This is a genomic window from Streptomyces sp. FIT100, from assembly GCF_024584805.1.
Taxonomy (GTDB): Bacteria; Actinomycetota; Actinomycetes; order Streptomycetales; family Streptomycetaceae; genus Streptomyces.
Genome location: NZ_CP075715.1, coordinates 1516602 through 1535279, shown reverse-complemented (window position 1 = coordinate 1535279; position 18678 = coordinate 1516602). Strand labels below are relative to the sequence as shown.

The 18678-nt window shown below is 65.8% G+C and carries 14 protein-coding genes, 3 rRNA genes and 2 pseudogenes; 14 read left to right on the top strand and 5 right to left on the bottom strand.

Translation table 11 applies throughout. From position 1 onward, the window contains the following. Nucleotides 1-107 precede the first annotated feature (107 nt). The 3 genes from KK483_RS06610 (at nt 108) to KK483_RS06600 (ending at nt 2358) form a co-directional block, all read left to right on the top strand. The gene (locus KK483_RS06610; RefSeq protein ID WP_262004265.1) at nt 108-1253 is read left to right on the top strand and encodes a GAF domain-containing sensor histidine kinase; all 1146 of its coding nucleotides are present in this window, start codon (nt 108-110) and stop codon (nt 1251-1253) included. A 40-nt stretch (nt 1254-1293) separates the two neighbouring features. Further along, nucleotides 1294-1944 (top strand): response regulator transcription factor, encoded by a 651-nt coding sequence (locus KK483_RS06605; RefSeq protein ID WP_313879508.1) that lies wholly within the window; start codon nt 1294-1296, stop codon nt 1942-1944. 171 nt (nt 1945-2115) lie between these two features. After that, nucleotides 2116-2358: a chaplin gene (locus tag KK483_RS06600; RefSeq protein ID WP_262004264.1), complete on the top strand. Its 243-nt coding sequence runs from the start codon at nt 2116-2118 to the stop codon at nt 2356-2358. A gap of 157 nt (nt 2359-2515) precedes the next feature. Here the strand turns inward: KK483_RS06600 and KK483_RS06595 are convergent, their stop codons facing one another. Beyond that, nucleotides 2516-3310: a hypothetical protein gene (locus KK483_RS06595; RefSeq protein WP_262004263.1), complete on the bottom strand. Its 795-nt coding sequence runs from the start codon at nt 3308-3310 to the stop codon at nt 2516-2518. A gap of 146 nt (nt 3311-3456) precedes the next feature. Between KK483_RS06595 and KK483_RS06590 the strand changes: the two genes are divergently transcribed. The 4 genes from KK483_RS06590 to KK483_RS06575 all read left to right on the top strand — a co-directional run bounded on the left by KK483_RS06590 (nt 3457) and on the right by KK483_RS06575 (nt 6698). Next, nucleotides 3457-4248, top strand: a complete 792-nt coding sequence (locus KK483_RS06590; protein ID WP_262004262.1) for an ABC transporter ATP-binding protein — start codon at nt 3457-3459, stop codon at nt 4246-4248. Between the two features lie 62 nt (nt 4249-4310). Continuing rightward, on the top strand, nt 4311-4739 hold the full coding sequence (locus tag KK483_RS06585; RefSeq protein ID WP_262004261.1) for an NfeD family protein: 429 nt from the start codon (nt 4311-4313) through the stop codon (nt 4737-4739). Between the two features lie 114 nt (nt 4740-4853). Beyond that, nucleotides 4854-5834, top strand: coding sequence for an SPFH domain-containing protein (locus KK483_RS06580; RefSeq protein WP_262004260.1), 981 nt, complete (start codon nt 4854-4856; stop codon nt 5832-5834). 93 nt (nt 5835-5927) lie between these two features. Next, a complete protein-coding gene (locus KK483_RS06575; RefSeq protein ID WP_262004259.1) occupies nt 5928-6698 on the top strand; it encodes a sulfite exporter TauE/SafE family protein in 771 nt (256 codons plus the stop codon). A 105-nt stretch (nt 6699-6803) separates the two neighbouring features. Here the strand turns inward: KK483_RS06575 and KK483_RS06570 are convergent, their stop codons facing one another. The 3 genes from KK483_RS06570 to KK483_RS06560 all read right to left on the bottom strand — a co-directional run bounded on the left by KK483_RS06570 (nt 6804) and on the right by KK483_RS06560 (nt 8891). After that, a complete protein-coding gene (locus KK483_RS06570) occupies nt 6804-7334 on the bottom strand; it encodes an HNH endonuclease (protein WP_262004258.1) in 531 nt (176 codons plus the stop codon). 173 nt (nt 7335-7507) lie between these two features. Continuing rightward, the gene (locus KK483_RS06565) at nt 7508-8041 is read right to left on the bottom strand and encodes a YbhB/YbcL family Raf kinase inhibitor-like protein (RefSeq protein ID WP_262004257.1); all 534 of its coding nucleotides are present in this window, start codon (nt 8039-8041) and stop codon (nt 7508-7510) included. A gap of 67 nt (nt 8042-8108) precedes the next feature. Next, nucleotides 8109-8891, bottom strand: coding sequence for a sporulation protein (locus KK483_RS06560; RefSeq protein ID WP_262004256.1), 783 nt, complete (start codon nt 8889-8891; stop codon nt 8109-8111). A 95-nt stretch (nt 8892-8986) separates the two neighbouring features. Between KK483_RS06560 and KK483_RS06555 the strand changes: the two are divergent. The 3 genes and pseudogenes from KK483_RS06555 to KK483_RS06545 all read left to right on the top strand — a co-directional run. After that, nucleotides 8987-9157 (top strand): annotated as a pseudogene (locus tag KK483_RS06555) (DNA-3-methyladenine glycosylase); the annotation flags it as partial. Between the two features lie 13 nt (nt 9158-9170). Continuing rightward, nucleotides 9171-9782: a DNA-3-methyladenine glycosylase gene (locus KK483_RS06550; protein WP_262004255.1), complete on the top strand. Its 612-nt coding sequence runs from the start codon at nt 9171-9173 to the stop codon at nt 9780-9782. 282 nt (nt 9783-10064) lie between these two features. Then, nucleotides 10065-10520: a DUF6228 family protein gene (locus tag KK483_RS06545; protein ID WP_262004254.1), complete on the top strand. Its 456-nt coding sequence runs from the start codon at nt 10065-10067 to the stop codon at nt 10518-10520. Between the two features lie 291 nt (nt 10521-10811). On the opposite strand, the gene KK483_RS06540 is transcribed toward KK483_RS06545, so the two are convergent. Then, on the bottom strand, nt 10812-12260 hold the full coding sequence (locus tag KK483_RS06540; protein ID WP_262004253.1) for a recombinase family protein: 1449 nt from the start codon (nt 12258-12260) through the stop codon (nt 10812-10814). A gap of 71 nt (nt 12261-12331) precedes the next feature. Between KK483_RS06540 and KK483_RS06535 the strand changes: the two are divergent. The 4 genes and pseudogenes from KK483_RS06535 to rrf form a co-directional block, all read left to right on the top strand. Continuing rightward, nucleotides 12332-12727: pseudogene (locus tag KK483_RS06535) on the top strand (DNA-3-methyladenine glycosylase); the annotation flags it as partial. Between the two features lie 535 nt (nt 12728-13262). Beyond that, a 16S ribosomal RNA gene (locus tag KK483_RS06530) occupies nt 13263-14788 on the top strand. Nucleotides 14789-15099: 311 nt separating this feature from the next. After that, a 23S ribosomal RNA gene (locus KK483_RS06525) occupies nt 15100-18218 on the top strand. 110 nt (nt 18219-18328) lie between these two features. Next, nucleotides 18329-18445, top strand: a 5S ribosomal RNA gene (gene rrf, locus KK483_RS06520). The 16S, 23S and 5S rRNA genes sit together here, the layout of an rRNA operon. Nucleotides 18446-18678: the final 233 nt, after the last annotated feature.

Here is an 18678-nt window from a genome sequence, read left to right as displayed (position 1 = left end):
TCCGCGGGCCCGTACCGGCCAGGGCACTTCGGCCTAGTCCGCTGGTCGTGAGCCGCGGCCGTCCACAGGCCGATACACACGGTCACGCTCGCCGGTACGGTGATGCCATGAGCCATCGACCGAGCTCGGGGCTGGCCGCCGTGAGCACCGCTCTCCTCGCCATGAGCAGGCATCTCGAGGTGCGCGACGTCCTCAAGACGATCGTCGCCTCGGCCCGTGAGCTGCTCGACGCGGAGTACGCGGCGCTGGGCGTGCCCGACGACCACGGCGGCTTCGCCCAGTTCGTCGTCGACGGCGTCAGCGACGAGCAGTGGCGGGCGATCGGCCCGCTCCCGCGCCAGCACGGCATCCTCGCCTCGATGCTCAGGGACGCCAGGCCCGAGCGGCTCGCGGACGTGCGGGAGGACCCCCGCTTCGAGGGCTGGCCCTCCGCCCACCCCGACATGTCGGACTTCCTGGGTCTGCCCATCAAGGACGGCGACGAGACGATCGGCGCCCTCTTCCTCGCCAACAAGCGCTGCCCCCGCCCGGCCGGCGGCTGCGGCTTCACCGAGGAGGACGAGGAGCTCCTCTCGGTCCTCGCCCAGCACGCCGCGATCGCCCTCACCAACGCCCGGCTGTACGAGCGCAGCCGCGAGCTCACCATCGCCGAGGAGCGCTCCCGCCTCGCCCACGAGCTCCACGACGCCGTCAGCCAGAAGCTCTTCTCGCTCCGGCTCACCGCCCAGGCCGCCGCCAGGCTCGTGGACCGCGACCCGGTCCGCGCCAAGGGCGAGCTCCAGCAGGTCGCCTCACTCGCCGCCGAGGCCGCCGACGAGCTGCGGGCCGCCGTCGTCGAGCTGCGCCCCGCGGCGCTGGACGAGGACGGCCTGGTCAACACCCTGCGGACGCAGATACAGGTCCTCGACCGTGCCCACACCGCACGCGTCACCTTCGACAGCCACGGCGTCCGCGCGCTGCCCGCCGCCCAGGAGGAGGCGCTGCTCCGGGTGGCCCAGGAGGCCCTGCACAACGCGCTGCGGCACTCGGGCGCGCAGCTGGTCGCGGTCGGCCTGGCCCGTCGCGGCCAGGGCGCGGTCCTCAGCGTCACGGACGACGGCAAGGGCTTCGAGCCCCACGCGGTCCGCAGCGCCGGCCGCCACCTCGGCCTCGTCTCGATGCGCGACCGGGCGAGCGGCGTCGGCGGCACCCTCACGGTGGAATCGGCGCCCGGAAAGGGCACGACGGTCGAGATGGAGGTCCCCGGTGGCTGACGAAGAGCGGGGTGGCGCGCAGCGCCCCGGCGCAAGGGCCGTGGCGGGGGAGGGGCGGGCGATCCGCGTGCTGCTGGTGGACGACCATCAGGTCGTCCGCCGCGGCCTGCGTACGTTCCTCGAGGTGCAGGACGACATCGAGGTCGTGGGCGAGGCGGGTGACGGCGACGAGGGCGTGGCCCGCGCCGAGGAGCTCCGGCCGGACGTCGTGCTGATGGACGTCAAGATGCCCGGGACCGACGGCATCGAGGCCCTGCGCAAGCTGCGCGCCCTCGACAATCCCGCGAAGGTGCTCGTCGTCACGAGCTTCACCGAGCAGCGCACGGTGATCCCGGCGCTGCGCGCGGGCGCCTCCGGATATGTGTACAAGGACGTGGACCCGGACGCGCTGGCCGGTGCGATCCGCTCGGTGCACGCGGGCCATGTGCTGCTCCAGCCCGAGGTGGCCGGCGCCCTGCTCGCCCAGGACGACCCCGCGGCCGGGCAGGGGAGGGGCGGCTCGCTGACCGAGCGGGAGCGCGAGGTGCTCGGCCTGATCGCCGACGGCCGCTCCAACCGGGAGATCGCGCGGGCGCTGGTCCTCTCCGAGAAGACGGTGAAGACCCATGTGTCGAACATCCTGATGAAGCTCGACCTCGCGGACCGTACGCAGGCGGCGCTGTGGGCGGTGCGTCACGGACTCACCGGCTGATCAGAACGTTTCGGCAGGTCAGCGGGCGACCGAGCGGACCGTCGTCCTCCGGTGTGAGATTCATACCGTCGTGTGTATATAGCCCACATGGCGTATCCCGGGCGGCCCGCCCGCGTTCTTCATGGCGTACTGCGGCGAACACGCCGCAGCGATGACCAGGAGGACCCTGAAGTGAAGAACCTGAAGAAGGCCGTGGCCGTCTCCGTGATCGCCGGTGGCATCGTCGCGGCCGGTGCCGGTGTCGCGTCCGCCACCTCCGCGCACGCCGAGGGCACGGCCTTCAACTCCCCGGGCATCGGATCCGGCAACCTGGTTCAGGCTCCGGTCCACGTCCCGGTCAACGTGGCCGGCAACACCGTGAACGTCATCGGTCTGCTCAACCCGGTCTTCGGCAACGAGGCCGTCAACCTCTGACCCTGCCGCCGCGGGCGCACCCGCCTGCACGGCACGGACCCCCGGCCCCGGGCACCCGCCCGGGGCCGGTCGTCTGCCCGGCGCGGGTGGGCCGCTGGGCATGGGCGGGCCATCGGGGTCGTCAGGGGCGTCAGGGGCGTCAGGGCCGTCAGGGCCGTCAGGGTTGTCGGCGTTCCAGCTCTTCCACGTACGCGTTGTACGCCGCCACCTGGGCCCGACGCGCCACCCGCTCCACCGGCCGCAGCGCCGCCCCCCGAGCCGCCATTTCCGATGCGCTCATCGCGCCGCCGTGCCCGTTCTCGTACGCCAGCGAGATGAGCAGCCCGATCCGCTGGGCCAGCTCCAGCACACGTGCCGCGCGCGGCGGATAGCCCGGCGCCAGCACCTCACGGCCCGCACCCGCCTCCGCCCGCGCCCGGTACGCGTCCACCGCGGCCTCCGCCACCGGGCCGGACGCCGCCACGTCGAGCCGCGACAGCACCGCCGTCGCCTCCCGCAGCGCCTCCGCCAGCTCCCGCTCGGCCTCCCCGAGCGAGGGCACGTCGGCCGGCGGGGCCTCCCGTACCGGCAGGCAGTGCCAGACGACCTCCACATGCACATCGCCGGCCGGACCCGCCTCGTACACCTCGGGCACCAGCCCGTACGCGGCCCCGTGGCCGACGACGGCCTCCTCCGCGTCCAGCGCCCGCGTGTTGAACTCCGGCGGCCCGCTGAGCCCCAGCGGATGCCCCGGCGCGGGCAGCGCGACCCGGAAGCCGCTCACCCCCAGCCCGCGCAGCCGCCCCAGCGCCAGCGTGAGTCCGACCGGCCCTGCCTCGCCCGGCAGGCCCTCCACGCGGTGCACCGCGTCCTCCCCGACAATCGCGACCACCGCGTCATCGGGTGATACAAATCCGGCCAACAGGGCATTTCCCCAAGCGGCCAGTCGTCCTGAGCGTGGTTCCGAGAGCATGGACACAGCCTAGGTACCGGACCGGCCCACCGGCCCACCCGCCCGGTGGCGTAGGTTTTCCCTGGGAGCCACGCCCACAGGCCCACGCCACAGGCGCACCGGACTCCGAAGACCTCTCGACGATTGCATGGGGAGACAACGCGCTCATGAGCGATGTACTGGAGCTGGTGGACGTATCCGTGGTCCGCGACGGACGGGCTCTGGTGGACGACGTCTCCTGGTCGGTCAAGGAAGGCGAGCGCTGGGTGATCCTCGGCCCGAACGGAGCCGGCAAGACCACCCTCCTCAACATCGCCTCCAGCTACCTCTTCCCCACCACCGGCACCGCCACCATCCTCGGCGACCGGCTCGGCAGCATCGACGTCTTCGACCTCCGCCCCCGCATCGGCGTCGCCGGCATCGCCATGGCCGAGAAGCTGCCCAAGCGCCAGACCGTCCTGCAGACCGTCCTGACCGCCGCCTACGGCATGACCGCCACCTGGCACGAGGACTACGACGCCGTCGACGAGGAGCGCGCCCGCGCCTTCCTCGACCGCCTCGGCATGTCCGACTACCTGGACCGCAAGTTCGGCACCCTCTCCGAGGGCGAGCGCAAGCGCACCCTCATCGCCCGCGCGATGATGACCGACCCCGAGCTGCTCCTCCTCGACGAGCCCGCCGCCGGACTCGACCTCGGCGGCCGCGAGGACCTGGTCCGCCGCCTCGGCCGGCTCGCCCGCGACCCGTTCGCCCCCTCCATGATCATGGTGACCCACCATGTCGAGGAGATCGCCCCGGGCTTCACGCACGTCCTCATGATCCGCCAGGGCAAGGTGCTCGCCGCGGGCCCCATGGAGACCGAGCTGACGTCCCGTAACCTCTCGCTCTGCTTCGGCCTCCCGCTCGTCGTCGAGCGCAACGGCGAGCGCTGGACCGCCCAGGGCCTCCCGCTGTCCTGATCGCGCCAGGCTCTCCTGATCGCGCCCTGTCGGGGCGGCCTCCCCGGTCCTACCATGCCCGTGTGGACATCGACGCATGGGTGTGGTGGCTGATCGCGGCAGTGGGGCTCGGTATCCCCCTCGTCCTCACCGCCATGCCCGAATTCGGGATGCTCGCCGCAGGAGCGGTCGCCGGAGCCGTCACCGCCGGCCTCGGCTTCGGCATCGTGGCCCAAGTGGTCGTCTTCGCCGCGGTCTCGGTCGCGCTCATCGCGGTCGTACGGCCCATCGCGGCCCGGCACAGCGCCCAGCGGCCCCAACTGGCAACGGGAGTCGACGCGCTGAGAGGCCGTCAAGCCGTCGTGCTGGAACGGGTCGACGGCAGCGGCGGCCGCATCAAGCTCGCGGGGGAGATCTGGTCGGCACGCGCACTCGACACCGGTCGGGCATTCGAACCCGGCGAGCAGGTCGACGTGGTCGAGATCGACGGAGCGACCGCCGTGGTGATGTGACACGTCAGCTGACACGTCGTCATGACCATGTGACCGAATCGCACCCATGACCGTCCCCGGTCTGGGAAACTCGATCATCAGATCCATCCGGCAGCGAAGGGCACGGGAAGCACGATGCCATCGATCATCATCGTCCTGGTCATTCTGGTGGTGCTTGTCTTCATCGCCCTGATCAAGACGATCCAGGTCATCCCGCAGGCCAGCGCCGCCATCGTCGAACGCTTCGGCCGGTACACCCGCACACTCAACGCGGGGCTCAACATCGTCGTGCCGTTCATCGACTCGATCCGCAACCGGATCGACCTGCGGGAGCAGGTCGTTCCGTTCCCGCCCCAGCCGGTGATCACCCAGGACAACCTCGTCGTCAACATCGACACCGTCATCTACTACCAGGTCACCGACGCCCGCGCCGCGACATACGAGGTCGCCAGCTACATCCAGGCCATCGAGCAGCTCACCGTCACCACCCTGCGCAACATCATCGGCGGCATGGACCTGGAGCGGACCCTCACCTCCCGCGAGGAGATCAACGCCGCCCTGCGCGGCGTCCTCGACGAAGCCACCGGCAAGTGGGGCATCCGCGTCAACCGCGTCGAGCTCAAGGCCATCGAGCCCCCCACCTCCATCCAGGACTCGATGGAGAAGCAGATGCGAGCCGACCGCGACAAGCGCGCCGCCATCCTCACCGCCGAGGGCATCCGCCAGTCGCAGATCCTCACCGCCGAGGGCGAGAAGCAGTCCGCCATCCTGCGCGCCGAGGGCGAGGCCAAGGCCGCCGCCCTGCGCGCCGAGGGCGAGGCGCAGGCCGTCCGTACGGTCTTCGAGGCCATCCACGCCGGCGACCCGGACCAGAAGCTGCTCTCGTACCAGTACCTCCAGATGCTCCCGAAGATCGCCGAAGGCGACGCCAACAAGCTCTGGATCGTGCCCAGCGAGATCGGCGACGCGCTCAAGGGCCTCTCCGGCGCCATCGGCAGCTTCGGCGGCCCGCTCTCCGGCGCGGGCGGCGGCAACAGCGGCAGCCACGGAAACTCCGGAAACGTTCCCCAGCAGGGCGGCGGCACCGAGCGACGCGAGCAGCCCCCCATCGACTGACCCCGGCACGACTCGTGCATGATCAGTACGGCCCCTCGACCCACATGGCTCCACGGCGGGGAGGCGACCCACTGATCATGTGAGGAGATGGCGTTGTCCATCTGGGAAGCGCTCGCGGTCTTCGCGGCAGGCACGGCGGCCGGCACGATCAACACCATCGTCGGCTCGGGGACCCTCATCACCTTCCCGGTCCTGCTGGCCACCGGCCTGCCACCCGTCACCGCGACCGTCTCGAACGCCCTCGGCCTCATACCGGGATCGATCAGCGGCGCCATCGGCTACCGCGACGAACTCACCGGCCAGCGCCGCCGCATCCTCCGCCTCGGCCTCGCCGCCCTCATCGGCGGCCTCAGCGGCGCGATGCTGCTGCTCCTGCTGCCCTCGACGGCCTTCGAGACCGTCGTCCCCGTCCTGGTGGCCCTCGCCCTCGTCCTCGTGATCCTCCAGCCCCGGATCTCCAAGGCGGTCCAGCGCCGCCGCGAACGCAAGGGCGCGACCGACCCCCACCCCGACGGCGGACCGCTGCTCCTCACCACCGTGATGCTCGCCAGCGTCTACGGCGGCTACTTCACCGCGGCCCAGGGGATCATCTACCTCTCCCTCATGGGCATGCTGCTCAACGACTCCCTTCAGCGCCTCAACGCCACCAAGAACGTCCTCGCCGCGATCGTCAACGCCACCGCGGCCCTGTTCTTCCTCTTCGTGGCCGAGTTCGACTGGACCGCCGTCCTGCTGATCGCCGTCGGCTCCGCCATCGGCGGCCAGATCGGCGCCAAGGTCGGCCGCAAGCTCTCACCCGTCGTGCTGCGCACCGTGATCGTCATCGTGGGTACGGTCGCCATCGTCCAGCTCACACTGCGCTGACACCACAGCCGCCGACGCGCAGAAGCCCGCCTCCGTACGAACACCTCGTACGAAGGCGGGCTCCCCGCATCAGTCCTGCCCTGCGGCCGCCGCTCACGCCACCGCCTACGCGGCCGACTGCGCCACCGGCTGCGTCGAGTGCTGCGCCAGCCAGTCCGGCAGCGCGGACCGCTCACCCGCCCGCAACGCCAGCAGCATCGCGTCCGCAGGAGTCGGCACGAAGGGATCGTGCAGCAGCGGCATCCCCGCCTGCTCCGGCGTCCGGTCCGCCTTGCGGTGGTTGTCCTCGGCGCAGGACGCGACCGTGTTCAGCCAGCTGTCCGCACCACCCTGCGACCGCGGCACCACATGGTCCACGGTCGTCGCCCGCCTCCCGCAGTACGCGCACCGGTGCTGGTCCCGGACCAGGACACCCCGCCTCGACCACGGTGCCTGTCTTCGGAACGGCACCCGTACGTATCTGCAGAGCCTGATCACCCTCGGCACCGGAAGATCCACCTCGGCACCACGCACACGCAGCTCGGGATGGGCCTGCTCGACGACGGCCTTGTCCTGCAGCACGAGCACCACTGCACGGTTCAGTGTCACCGTCGACAGCGGCTCGAAGCTCGCGTTCAGTACCAGCGTGTCCCGCATTGTGCCCCACCTCCCGTGTGCCGGCCCGGCCCTTGTGGCGGGCTCTGGGCTTGGATCAACTCTGGCCGGGCACGCCGCGATGGACAACGCAATATCCGCGCACAACGAAAGATGCCCGCTCCTGATCTCTCCAAGACCAGGAGCGGGCAAACAACAGACGAACCCTGGGAAAGCTACCCGCGGTTCTCGTACTCGCCGATGAGCTGGGCGCGCGCCAGCGCGTGGAACCTCAGATTGAAGCCCACGACCGCCGGCGACACCTCGTCATCCGGCCCCAGCTTCTCCTTGTCCACCGCGTACACGGTGAAGACATAGCGGTGCGGACCGTCACCCGGCGGCGGCGCCGCGCCACCGAAGTCCTTCGACCCGTAGTCGTTGCGGACCTGAACGGCGCCCTCGGGCAGCCCCTCGAACTTCCCACTGCCCGCACCCGCAGGCAGCTCCGTCACCGACGCCGGGATGTCGAACAGCACCCAGTGCCAGAACCCGCTGCCCGTCGGCGCGTCCGGGTCGAAGCACGTCACAGCGAAGCTCTTCGTCCCCGCCGGGAAGCCCTCCCAGCTCAGCTGCGGCGACGTGTTGCCCGCCGAGTGCACCTGAGCGTCCTTCAGGACACCACCGGGCTCGATGTCGGCGCTCGTCACCGTGAACGACGGCACCGGCGGATGGAAGTCATGAGGCAGCGGAGCCCTCTTCGCCTCGGTCACGTCTGAACCTCCGAATTCGGGAGTCCTGCGATTGCGCTCGCGCGCTTACGGCACCGAGCCTAGAGGCCTAGAACCAGTTACGACGCCCGCCGACGTCCGCAAGCCACTGGTTGAGGTAGGCGACGTAGTCAGTTCCCTGGAAGTGGTGCAGATCCACCTGGAACGCCCGGTACGAGTCACTGCCCTCGCTGAACAGCCCCGGCTTCTTGTCCATCTCCAGCACGACGTCCATCTCCCGGTCGTCGGCGACGAACGTGAGCTCGACCTGGTTCAGGCCCCGGTACTGCTGCGGCGGCAGGAACTCGATCTCCTGGTAGAACGGCAGCTTCTGCCGGCTCCCCCGGATGTGCCCGCGCTCCATGTCCGCGCTCTTGAAGCGGAAGCCCAGCTGCACGAACGCGTCGAGGATCGCCTGCTGCGCGGGGAGCGGGTGCACGTCGATCGGGTCCAGGTCGCCGGAGTCCACGGCCCGCGCGATCTCCAGCTCGGTCGTCACACCGATGTTCATCCCGTGCAGACGCTGACCCGCGATGCTGGTGATCGGGGTCTCCCACGGAATGTCCAGACCGAACGGCACCACGTGCACCGCACCGGCCTTCACCTCGAAGGCACCCCCGAGACGCTGCCTGGCGAACTCGATGTCCTGCTTGACCTCCTGGTCACCGCCCTCCACCTCGACGCGCGCCTGGAGACCGACGGACAGCCCCTCGATCCGCTGATCGACCGAACCGCCCTGGATCCGCACCTCACCCTGGACGACACCGCCCGGGACGACGTTCGCCTCCGTCAGCTCCGTCTCGACCGATGCCCCGCCGGCACCCAAGCTCGCGAGCAGCCGCTTGAAGCCCATCTTCACTCCTTCTTGAAAGCCGACCCCTGTACAGGCGTATCTACGCGCCACGACCGTAGCCGGTTCCCCGGCCCGTACGAGTACGCTCGTACGCCATGATCGAGAGCCCCGACCGTACGCCGCTGCCCCGGGACTTCTTCGACCGCCCCGTCCTCGACGTCGCCCGCGACCTCCTCGGCCGCACCCTGGTCCGCAGCGCGGCCGACGGAACCATCGAGCTCCGGCTCACGGAAGTAGAGGCATACGCGGGCGAGGTCGACCCAGGTCAAGGCGGTCAGCATGAACGTTGATCTCCTCTCCCATCCTGCTGAAGAGGTCGCCCCCAAGCTGCTCGGAAGCGTCCTCACCTGCAAGACCCCCGAGGGAACCGTGAGCATCGCCATCACGGAGACCGAGGCGTACTCCGGTACGGCCGACCCAGCCTCCCATGCCTACCGAGGCCGGACACCCCGTAACACCGTCATGTTCGGACCCGCAGGACACCTTTACGTCTACCGGTCCCACGGTCTCCACTGGTGCGCGAACATCGTCACGGGGACGGATGGCATCGCCTCAGCTGTCCTCATCCGGGGAGGCAGGGTCATCGAAGGGGAAGCCCTGGCGCGGAAGCGGAGAGGGGACAGGGTCGAGACCCCACGTCTTGCCCGAGGTCCGGGCAACTTCTGCCAGGCACTCGGCATCACGGCAGAGCACAACGGCGCGGACCTCCTGACAGGCACCTCGGTCATGCTGTCCGAGGGTGAGCCGGTACCCACCGCGCTCATCCAGGTTGGTCCACGGGTAGGCGTGAGCAAGGCCCACGACTGGCAGCACCGGTTCTACCTCGCCGGTGATCCAACGGTCTCGGCGTACCGACTGAGCCCGAGAGCCAAGCCGTCCGCCGGAGCCTGAGGCGCTGCGCGCCTTGCTCACGGCTCGCCGGCGAGTCGGCGCGGACTTGGGCCGGAAGACGGGGGATCGCTCGCGAGCGTGGCGGGTGACGTGTTTCTTGCCGGTCGAGTGACGGCCGACGTGCGCCGACTCGGGCCGGACGGGTGATGCAGCCCCTCACTGCAGGTCGCCCAGTCTCGGTCTACCTGAACCACCGCTGCGTCCGGCCACCTACGGTCGCTCAGCCTGGTCAGCGCCGAATCCAGATGACGATCAAGACAGCCCTGACCTAGCGTTCCGCGCATGACATCCCCAGACGGCCACTTCGACGACAAGCCCAGCGTGACCATCCGCTGCCGGGACACCCCCTCCGTGGGCGTGACGTTCTGCGACCGGTTCAGCTTCGACGCGGACTCCGTGCACTACGCCGTCGAGCTACAGGCCCCGGGCCTGATCGCTCGCGTCAACGAGGTCGTAGCCTGGATCTGGGACAGCGATCTCACCACGTTCCTGGAAGGGCTCGCTGCCGACTACCGGGGATGGGACGGCGAACGGAGCTGGCAGACCAACGACCGAGACCTGACGGTGTCGGCCGTCTTCCGATCTGGCGGCTACGTCGGGCTGACCTGGGCCTTGCGGCCGTGGCCACAGGCCGCTGGCGGCTGGGGCGCCTCGGTGATCACCTGGCTGGAGGCCGGCGAGCAGATGACTGCCCTGGCGGCCGACGTCCGGAACTTTCTCACCGGGGAGCAGCCGTGACATCCGTCATGCGCATCACCTGGACGCTGGCGGGATCCGGGTGGGCCGACTGCACCCTCGAAGATCACCAGGCGAAAGTCGAGCTCACCGCGTCCTAAGAAGGGGCTCGTTGTCCGACTCGGCAAGGGACACGATCTGACCTGGCCCCTGTGCGACGACGCCCGCTGGCCCTCAGAGCCAGTACGGCTGTTCTCGCTCCCTGTGTGACGGTGGGCCACCCAGCAGGGCGACCAGGGTTCACCCCTCACCTGCTGAGCGGTGACGGCCGGCCCGGCTCTCCGTGATCGGATCTCAGGGGGTCCGGAACGTAATCCGGCAGTGCCCGGCGTTGAAGCTTCGGACCCCTCGACCGCGCGGCATCAGCTCGACTCGCTCGCAGACCTGCATGACGATGGTCCGTACGTAGTCGATGCGGTCCGGGTCCTCGTAGTCCAATTCCTCCCACAGATACTCGATTTCGCCCAAGTCGACGCGCACCCGCTTCGCTGCCAGGTCTGCCAGCTCGGCCCGGATCTTGGTCAGGTCGGCGTCACACCTGCCGACGCCCGTCCGTAGGGTCGACGCGTCGATGTCTCCTATGGCGAACATCTCCGCCAGGGCGGTGCGCCTCTCGGATGCGGCAGTCTCCTCGGCCAGCAGTCCGGCCTCTCGCTCCTCGTCTGCGTTGTCCGTGGCCGGTGCCGCGTTCCACTCCTCAGCCCTGTCGATGACCTTCCGAACCACGAAGGAGTCAAGGGGGTCCGCCGGGCAGGTGATGCACCGGCCGTCTGAACAGGTGTAGATGCGGTACCGCTCGCCCGCCGCGTTCTTCTTGCTCCACCCTTGAGTGACGACGCCTTGGCACTTCGAGCAGCGGACCACACCGGACAGCAGAGCCTTGCGCCTGCCGCCGCCGCCCGTGTTGCGCTCGGGGTCGCTCAGGTAGCGGACCAGGGCCCGGAACATGCCCTCGGAGAGGATCGCCTTCCAGTTGCCCGAACCTGTCTCCTCGGTCAGCCGCACGCGCTTCCCGTCCGGCTTCTCGATCCACTGCGAGTACGTCTGGATTCCCGCGTTCCTCGGCTTCAGTAGAACGTCCCGAAGGTTCGAGCTGCGCCACTCCTTGCCGTGCGGCGAGAGCAGACCACGACTGTTCCAGTCTTTCGCGATGGACCAGAGGGAGACACCGGCCAGGACATCCCGGTACGCGTGCCGCAGGGCCTCCGCCTCTGCCTCGCGATGCCTGCCGTCCCGCTCGAAGCCGAAGGGGCGAGTGCTCCAGAACGGCCTACCCGACTCCCTACGGCGCTGGTGCCCGAGCACCTGACGCTCTACTCGTAGCTCGGTCTCATTGCGAGCCACCACAGCACCGATGCGAGCAGCGAGGCGGCCGGACGGAGTCGACAGATCGAGTACTCCCTGAGCTTGTGCGGCGGCCAGCGTGACACCGGTCGACTCGGCCAGGTCCACTAGGTCCTCAAGATCCCAGGGGGTGCGATACATGCGGTCGAAGTGGCGAGACACGATGGCGTCCGCCTCGCCGTCCTCCACCAGAGCCTTGACGCGCTCCCACTCGTCGCTGCGCTTGGCTCCCCGCTTGGTCGAAGCTGATGTGTCCTTCTCGACGATCACGGCTACAACTGACCAGCCTTTTCGGTCGCACAGCGCCTGACTTAACTCGACCTGTTGTGCCAGGTTCCCGCCTTTGGACTCCTCGTCCCTCGGGGTGGGGCTGAGCCTGGCGTAGATGATCGCTCGCACTGCCTGTCTCCTGCTTATCGTCGCCTTGCCGATGATGCCGCCGGACCAACGACATACGTGCTTGGTGCGTTACCTACGCCATGTGGCACTGCCTCAACCTGGTGTGCGGCCCCGAGGGCATGGCGAGCGCCGTCCTGCTGCGCGCGGGCGAGATCCATGTGGGCGCCGAGCTCGCGCGTAAACGTCGAATCTCAGCCCAAAATGACAAGGAACTGGCCAAAGGTCCGGCCCGCCTGGCCACGGCCCTCGACATCGACCGCACCCTCGACGGCACCGATGTCTGCGCCGGCCCCGATGCCCCGCTGCACCTGCTCACGGGCACCCCGGTGCCATCTGACCAGGTACGCAACGGCCCTCGCACGGGAGTGGGCGGCGACGGGGCGACACACCCCTGGCGCTACTGGATCAACGGCGACCCCACAGTGAGCCCGTATCGGGCCCACGCGCCACGCCGTCGGTCAACTTGACTCGGCGTATCGCGCCGCCTAACGTAGCCCGAGCCGCTTGAACAGGGACTGCTGTTCTACTGCCCCCGAAGCGGCCACCCACTACCTGCGACAAACCCAAACCGGGTGCGATTTCGGCATGCCGAAATTCATCCCGATCGGCTCGATTATGAGTCACCGGGGAAATCCGCTAACGTAGTGAACACGCCGAAAGGCAAAAGGCTCTCCAACGGCCACTGGAAACAGAATCCGAACCGGGAACGGAACGGAAAATGAATCTGGTAAGGTTGGAAACACCGAAGGGAAGCGCCTGGAGGAAAGCCCGAGAGGGTGAGTACGAAGGAAGCGTCCGTTCCTTGAGAACTCAACAGCGTGCCAAAAATCAACGCCAGATTAGTTGATGCCCCGTCCATCTTCGGATGGTCGTGGTTCCTTTGAAGTCCTACCGGCCTGTGTGGCGGGTAGGCGTATACACAGCGAGGACGCTGTGTGTGATCGGGATTATTCCTCCTGGTTGCACCGCTCTCGTGTGTGTCGACCGGATGACCGGTAAACATTCACGGAGAGTTTGATCCTGGCTCAGGACGAACGCTGGCGGCGTGCTTAACACATGCAAGTCGAACGATGAAGCCTTTCGGGGTGGATTAGTGGCGAACGGGTGAGTAACACGTGGGCAATCTGCCCTTCACTCTGGGACAAGCCCTGGAAACGGGGTCTAATACCGGATAATACTGCGGACTGCATGGTCTGTGGTTGAAAGCTCCGGCGGTGAAGGATGAGCCCGCGGCCTATCAGCTTGTTGGTGGGGTGATGGCCCACCAAGGCGACGACGGGTAGCCGGCCTGAGAGGGCGACCGGCCACACTGGGACTGAGACACGGCCCAGACTCCTACGGGAGGCAGCAGTGGGGAATATTGCACAATGGGCGAAAGCCTGATGCAGCGACGCCGCGTGAGGGATGACGGCCTTCGGGTTGTAAACCTCTTTCAGCAGGGAAGAAGCGAAAGTGACGGTACCTGCAGAAGAAGCGCCGGCTAACTACGTGCCAGCAGCCGCGGTAATACGTAGGGCGCAAGCGTTGTCCGGAATTATTGGGCGTAAAGAGCTCGTAGGCGGCTTGTCGCGTCGGATGTGAAAGCCCGGGGCTTAACCCCGGGTCTGCATTCGATACGGGCAGGCTAGAGTGTGGTAGGGGAGATCGGAATTCCTGGTGTAGCGGTGAAATGCGCAGATATCAGGAGGAACACCGGTGGCGAAGGCGGATCTCTGGGCCATTACTGACGCTGAGGAGCGAAAGCGTGGGGAGCGAACAGGATTAGATACCCTGGTAGTCCACGCCGTAAACGTTGGGAACTAGGTGTTGGCGACATTCCACGTCGTCGGTGCCGCAGCTAACGCATTAAGTTCCCCGCCTGGGGAGTACGGCCGCAAGGCTAAAACTCAAAGGAATTGACGGGGGCCCGCACAAGCAGCGGAGCATGTGGCTTAATTCGACGCAACGCGAAGAACCTTACCAAGGCTTGACATATACCGGAAACGGCCAGAGATGGTCGCCCCCTTGTGGTCGGTATACAGGTGGTGCATGGCTGTCGTCAGCTCGTGTCGTGAGATGTTGGGTTAAGTCCCGCAACGAGCGCAACCCTTGTCCTGTGTTGCCAGCATGCCCTTCGGGGTGATGGGGACTCACAGGAGACCGCCGGGGTCAACTCGGAGGAAGGTGGGGACGACGTCAAGTCATCATGCCCCTTATGTCTTGGGCTGCACACGTGCTACAATGGCCGGTACAATGAGCTGCGATGCCGTGAGGCGGAGCGAATCTCAAAAAGCCGGTCTCAGTTCGGATTGGGGTCTGCAACTCGACCCCATGAAGTCGGAGTTGCTAGTAATCGCAGATCAGCATTGCTGCGGTGAATACGTTCCCGGGCCTTGTACACACCGCCCGTCACGTCACGAAAGTCGGTAACACCCGAAGCCGGTGGCCCAACCCCTTGTGGGAGGGAGCTGTCGAAGGTGGGACTGGCGATTGGGACGAAGTCGTAACAAGGTAGCCGTACCGGAAGGTGCGGCTGGATCACCTCCTTTCTAAGGAGCTTCTAGGCCGCCGGGCTTGCCCGGGGGTCCAGAGCCACTACGTCGGCGAGTGTCCGACGGTGGTTTGCTCATGGGTGGAACGTTGATTATTCGGCACGGTCAGGATGAGGACTGCTAGTACTGCTTCGGCGTGGAACGCAGAGTCTCAACTGAACGTGCTGGGCGCGCTGTTGGGTGTCTGAGGGTACGGACTATGGTCTGAACCTTCGCGATGCCGGCCCCGGTGAACTCGCCCTTGTAGGGGTGGGGTGGTGGGTGGCTGGTCGTTGCTTGAGAACTGCACAGTGGACGCGAGCATCTGTGGCCAAGTTTTTAAGGGCGCACGGTGGATGCCTTGGCACCAGGAACCGATGAAGGACGTGGGAGGCCACGATAGTCCCCGGGGAGTCGTCAACCAGGCTTTGATCCGGGGGTTTCCGAATGGGGAAACCCGGCAGTCGTCATGGGCTGTCACCCGCTGCTGAACACATAGGCAGTGTGGAGGGAACGAGGGGAAGTGAAACATCTCAGTACCCTCAGGAAGAGAAAACAACCGTGATTCCGGGAGTAGTGGCGAGCGAAACTGGATGAGGCTAAACCTTGTACGTGTGAGACCCGGCAGGGGTTGCGTGCAGGGGGTTGTGGGAGTGTGTTTGATCGGTCTGCCGGCTGGTCGGAGAGTCAGAAACCGTTGGTGTAGTCGAAGGACATGCGAAAGGTCCGGCGTAGAGGGTAAGACCCCCGTAGACGAAATATCAGCGGCTCTCTTGCGTATTTCCCAAGTAGCACGGGGCCCGAGAAATCCCGTGTGAATCTGGCGGGACCACCCGCTAAGCCTAAATATTCCCTGGTGACCGATAGCGGATAGTACCGTGAGGGAATGGTGAAAAGTACCGCGGGAGCGGAGTGAAATAGTACCTGAAACCGTGTGCCTACAAGCCGTGGGAGCGTCGGGATCTTTTGGATCCTCGTGACTGCGTGCCTTTTGAAGAATGAGCCTGCGAGTTTGCGGTGTGTTGCGAGGTTAACCCGTGTGGGGAAGCCGTAGCGAAAGCGAGTCCGAATAGGGCGGTTTAGTAGCGCGCTCAAGACCCGAAGCGGAGTGATCTAGCCATGGGCAGGTTGAAGCGGAGGTAAGACTTCGTGGAGGACCGAACCCACCAGGGTTGAAAACCTGGGGGATGACCTGTGGTTAGGGGTGAAAGGCCAATCAAACTCCGTGATAGCTGGTTCTCCCCGAAATGCATTTAGGTGCAGCGTCGTGTGTTTCTTGCCGGAGGTAGAGCACTGGATAGGCGATGGGCCCTACCGGGTTACTGACCTTAGCCAAACTCCGAATGCCGGTAAGTGAGAGCGCGGCAGTGAGACTGTGGGGGATAAGCTCCATGGTCGAGAGGGAAACAGCCCAGAGCATCGACTAAGGCCCCTAAGCGTACGCTAAGTGGGAAAGGATGTGGAGTCGCAGAGACAACCAGGAGGTTGGCTTAGAAGCAGCCACCCTTGAAAGAGTGCGTAATAGCTCACTGGTCAAGTGATTCCGCGCCGACAATGTAGCGGGGCTCAAGCGTACCGCCGAAGTCGTGTCATTGCAGTACATACCCCCAACGGGGACTGTGATGGGTAGGGGAGCGTCGTGTGCCGGGTGAAGCAGCCGTGGAAGCGAGTTGTGGACGGTTCACGAGTGAGAATGCAGGCATGAGTAGCGATACACACGTGGGAAACGTGTGCGCCGATTGACTAAGGGTTCCTGGGTCAAGCTGATCTGCCCAGGGTAAGTCGGGACCTAAGGCGAGGCCGACAGGCGTAGTCGATGGACAACCGGTTGATATTCCGGTACCCGCTTTGAAACGCCCAATATCGAGCCCATTAATGCTAAGGCCGTGAAGCCGTCGGGTGCGTCTTCGGACAATCTCGGAGTGGTGGAGCCGCCGGTCCAAGGTGGTAGTAGGTAAGTGATGGGGTGACGCAGGAAGGTAGTCCAGCCCGGGCGGTGGTTGTCCCGGGGTAAGGGTGTAGGCCGTGTGGTAGGTAAATCCGTCACACATTGAGGCTGAGACCTGATGCCGAGCCGATTGTGGTGAAGTGGATGATCCTATGCTGTCGAGAAAAGCCTCTAGCGAGTTTCATGGCGGCCCGTACCCTAAACCGACTCAGGTGGTCAGGTAGAGAATACCGAGGCGTTCGGGTGAACTATGGTTAAGGAACTCGGCAAAATGCCCCCGTAACTTCGGGAGAAGGGGGGCCACGTCTGGTGAGGGAATTTACTTCCTGAGCTGGGGGTGGCCGCAGAGACCAGCGAGAAGCGACTGTTTACTAAAAACACAGGTCCGTGCGAAGCCGTAAGGCGATGTATACGGACTGACGCCTGCCCGGTGCTGGAACGTTAAGGGGACCGGTTAGCTTGGATTCGTCCAGGCGAAGCTGAGAACTTAAGCGCCAGTAAACGGCGGTGGTAACTATAACCATCCTAAGGTAGCGAAATTCCTTGTCGGGTAAGTTCCGACCTGCACGAATGGCGTAACGACTTCTCGACTGTCTCAACCATAGGCCCGGTGAAATTGCACTACGAGTAAAGATGCTCGTTTCGCGCAGCAGGACGGAAAGACCCCGGGACCTTTACTACAGTTTGATATTGGTGTTCGGTTCGGCTTGTGTAGGATAGGTGGGAGACTGTGAAGCGGCCACGCCAGTGGTTGTGGAGTCGTCGTTGAAATACCACTCTGGTCGTGCTGGATGTCTAACCTGGGTCCGTGATCCGGATCAGGGACAGTGTCTGATGGGTAGTTTAACTGGGGCGGTTGCCTCCTAAAGAGTAACGGAGGCGCCCAAAGGTTCCCTCAGCCTGGTTGGCAATCAGGTGTTGAGTGTAAGTGCACAAGGGAGCTTGACTGTGAGACCGACGGGTCGAGCAGGGACGAAAGTCGGGACTAGTGATCCGGCGGTGGCTTGTGGAAGCGCCGTCGCTCAACGGATAAAAGGTACCCCGGGGATAACAGGCTGATCTTCCCCAAGAGTCCATATCGACGGGATGGTTTGGCACCTCGATGTCGGCTCGTCGCATCCTGGGGCTGGAGTCGGTCCCAAGGGTTGGGCTGTTCGCCCATTAAAGCGGTACGCGAGCTGGGTTTAGAACGTCGTGAGACAGTTCGGTCCCTATCCGCTGTGCGCGTAGGAGTCTTGAGAAGGGCTGTCCCTAGTACGAGAGGACCGGGACGGACGAACCTCTGGTGTGCCAGTTGTTCTGCCAAGGGCATGGCTGGTTGGCTACGTTCGGGAGGGATAACCGCTGAAAGCATCTAAGCGGGAAGCCTGCTTCGAGATGAGGACTCCCACCTCCTAGAGAGGGTAAGGCTCCCAGTAGACGACTGGGTTGATAGGCCGGATATGGAAGCCAGGTAACTGGTGGAGTTGACCGGTACTAATAGGCCGAGGGCTTGTCCTCAGTTGCTCGCGTCCACTGTGTGGTTCCCGGGTTGCGAACAGTCGCACCGGTCGAACCAGATTCACTTACTTAACTGAAGAGTGTGCTTGTTCGCTCGAACCCGATAGGGTTTCGGTGGTCATAGCGTTAGGGAAACGCCCGGTTACATTTCGAACCCGGAAGCTAAGCCTTTCAGCGCCGATGGTACTGCAGGGGGGACCCTGTGGGAGAGTAGGACGCCGCCGAACAATCTTTCAGGACCCGTGGTCCCAGCGTTCAGCTGGGACCACGGGTCCTTTTTGTTTTGCTTGATTTTCCCGAAGCGCGTCGGATGGCCGGCTGCGCGAGAATGACTGCGGTACCCGAAGACAGGAGCAATGCCCATGCCCACCAACTCCTCCGACGACCGTCCGGAGCGCGAGCCGCGCCGCCGGGACGGTGGCGGCGACCGGAGCGGTTACCGAGGCGGGCCGCGCCGGGA